Source organism: Halobacillus sp. H74 (assembly GCF_052246715.1).
Classification (GTDB): Bacteria; Bacillota; Bacilli; order Bacillales; family Halobacillaceae; genus Halobacillus; species Halobacillus litoralis_A.
In genome coordinates, this window is sequence record NZ_JBQQCI010000020.1 from 1 (window position 1) to 3,052 (window position 3,052).

The 3,052-nt window shown below is 53.0% G+C and carries 1 rRNA gene; it reads left to right on the top strand.

The features are described 5' to 3' along the window. Window positions 1-109: 109 nt before the first annotated feature. Window positions 110-3,025 (top strand): 23S ribosomal RNA (locus tag ACTWPX_RS21605). Window positions 3,026-3,052: the final 27 nt, after the last annotated feature.

Sequence of the window (3,052 nt, forward strand, 5' to 3'; positions counted from 1 at the left end):
GTGAACCTTGAAAACTGGATAAGGAATCAATAGTGGTCATCTAACGATGACGCTAGTGATGACAAGACATCAAACATCGAAATTGTAATCAACGTCTTTTCACGAAGATAGTTAAGTGAATAAGGGCGCACGGTGGATGCCTTGGTACTAGGAGTCGATGAAGGACGGGACTAACACCGATATGCTCCGGCGAGCCGTAAGTAGGCTTTGACCCGGAGATTTCCGAATGGGGAAACCCACTGTTCGTAATGGAACAGTATCCTATACTGAATACATAGGTATAGGAAGGCACACCCGGGGAACTGAAACATCTAAGTACCCGGAGGAAGAGAAAGCAAATGCGATTTCCCGAGTAGCGGCGAGCGAAACGGAATCAGCCCAAACCAGAAAGCTTGCTTTCTGGGGTTGTAGGACACTCCATCGGAGTTACCAAGGAGGAAGATAGACGAATCGGCCTGGAAAGGTCAGCCAGAGCAGGTAACAGCCCTGTAGTCGAAATCTTTCTCCCTCCGGAGTGGATCCTGAGTACGGCGGAACACGAGAAATTCCGTCGGAATCCGGGAGGACCATCTCCCAAGGCTAAATACTTCCTAGTAACCGATAGTGAACCAGTACCGTGAGGGAAAGGTGAAAAGCACCCCGGAAGGGGAGTGAAAGAGAACCTGAAACCGTGTGCCTACAAGTAGTCGGAGCCCGTTAATGGGTGACGGCGTGCCTTTTGTAGAATGAACCGGCGAGTTACGACCGTATGCGAGGTTAAGCAGCAGAAGCGGAGCCGCAGCGAAAGCGAGTCTGAATAGGGCGAGTGAGTATGCGGTCGTAGACCCGAAACCGTGTGATCTACCCATGTCCAGGGTGAAGGTCAGGTAACACTGACTGGAGGCCCGAACCCACGTAAGTTGAAAATTACGGGGATGAGGTGTGGGTAGGGGTGAAATGCCAATCGAACACGGAGATAGCTGGTTCTCTCCGAAATAGCTTTAGGGCTAGCCTCAGAATAGAAAGTCTTGGAGGTAGAGCACTGATTGGACGAGGGGCCCCTATCGGGTTACCGAATTCAGTCAAACTCCGAATGCCAACGACTTTGTTCTGGGAGTCAGACCGTGGGTGATAAGGTTCATGGTCGAGAGGGAAACAGCCCAGACCGCCAGCTAAGGTCCCAAAGTGTGTGTTAAGTGGAAAAGGATGTGGAGTTGCTTAGACAACCAGGATGTTGGCTTAGAAGCAGCCATCATTGAAAGAGTGCGTAATAGCTCACTGGTCGAGTGACTCTGCGCCGAAAATGTACCGGGGCTAAACACACCACCGAAGCTGCGGATTGATCTTACGATCAGTGGTAGGAGAGCGTTCTAAGGGCCGTGAAGTCAGACCGTAAGGACTGGTGGAGCGCTTAGAAGTGAGAATGCCGGTATGAGTAGCGAAAAAAGAGTGAGAATCTCTTTCACCGAATGCCTAAGGTTTCCTGAGGAAGGCTCGTCCTCTCAGGGTTAGTCGGGACCTAAGCCGAGGCCGAAAGGCGTAGGCGATGGACAACAGGTTGATATTCCTGTACCACCTCCTTTCCGTTTGAACGACGGGGGGACGCAGGAGGATAAGGAGAGCGCGCCATTGGATGAGCGCGTCCAAGCAGTGAGACGGTCGGATAGGCAAATCCGTCCGGCAACGTCAAGCTGTGATGGGGAGGGAAATTTAGTACCGAAGCTCCTGAGTTCACACTGCCAAGAAAATCCTCTAGTGAGGAAAGAGGTGCCCGTACCGCAAACCGACACAGGTAGGCGAGGAGAGGATCCTAAGGTGAGCGGGAGAACTCTCGTTAAGGAACTCGGCAAAATGACCCCGTAACTTCGGGAGAAGGGGTGCTCCTCTGCCGAGGAGCCGCAGTGAAAAGGCCCAAGCGACTGTTTACCAAAAACACAGGTCTCTGCGAAGCCGTAAGGCGAAGTATAGGGGCTGACACCTGCCCGGTGCTGGAAGGTTAAGGGGATGCGTTAGCGTATGCGAAGCGTTGAACCGAAGCCCCAGTAAACGGCGGCCGTAACTATAACGGTCCTAAGGTAGCGAAATTCCTTGTCGGGTAAGTTCCGACCCGCACGAAAGGTGCAACGACTTGGGCACTGTCTCAACGAGAGACCCGGTGAAATTATACTATGTGTGAAGATGCACATTACCCGCGACAGGACGGAAAGACCCCGTGGAGCTTTACTGTAGCCTGATATTGAATGTTGGTACAGCTTGTACAGGATAGGTAGGAGCCTTGGAAGCCGGAGCGCTAGCTTCGGTGGAGGCGCTGGTGGGATACTACCCTGGCTGTACGGACATTCTAACCCAGGACCGTGATCCGGTCCGGAGACAGTGTCAGGTGGGCAGTTTGACTGGGGCGGTCGCCTCCCAAAGAGTAACGGAGGCGCCCAAAGGTTCCCTCAGAATGGTTGGAAATCATTCGCAGAGTGTAAAGGCACAAGGGAGCTTGACTGCGAGACCTACAAGTCGAGCAGGGACGAAAGTCGGGCTTAGTGATCCGGCGGTACCGCATGGAAGGGCCGTCGCTCAACGGATAAAAGCTACCCCGGGGATAACAGGCTTATCTCCCCCAAGAGTCCACATCGACGGGGAGGTTTGGCACCTCGATGTCGGCTCATCGCATCCTGGGGCTGTAGTCGGTCCCAAGGGTTGGGCTGTTCGCCCATTAAAGCGGTACGCGAGCTGGGTTCAGAACGTCGTGAGACAGTTCGGTCCCTATCCGTCGTGGGCGTTGGAAATTTGAAAGGAGCTGTCCTTAGTACGAGAGGACCGGGATGGACACACCGCTGGTGTACCAGTTGTTCCGCCAGGAGCATCGCTGGGTAGCTACGTGTGGTCGGGATAAGTGCTGAAAGCATCTAAGCATGAAGCCCACCTTGAGATGAGATTTCCCTTTGCTTTAAGCAAATAAGATCCCTCAGAGACGATGAGGTTGATAGGTCCGAGGTGGAAGCGTGGTGACACGTGGAGCTGACGGATACTAATGGATCGATGACTTATCTATAGATATTTCGTTCGTGAAAAGTCGATG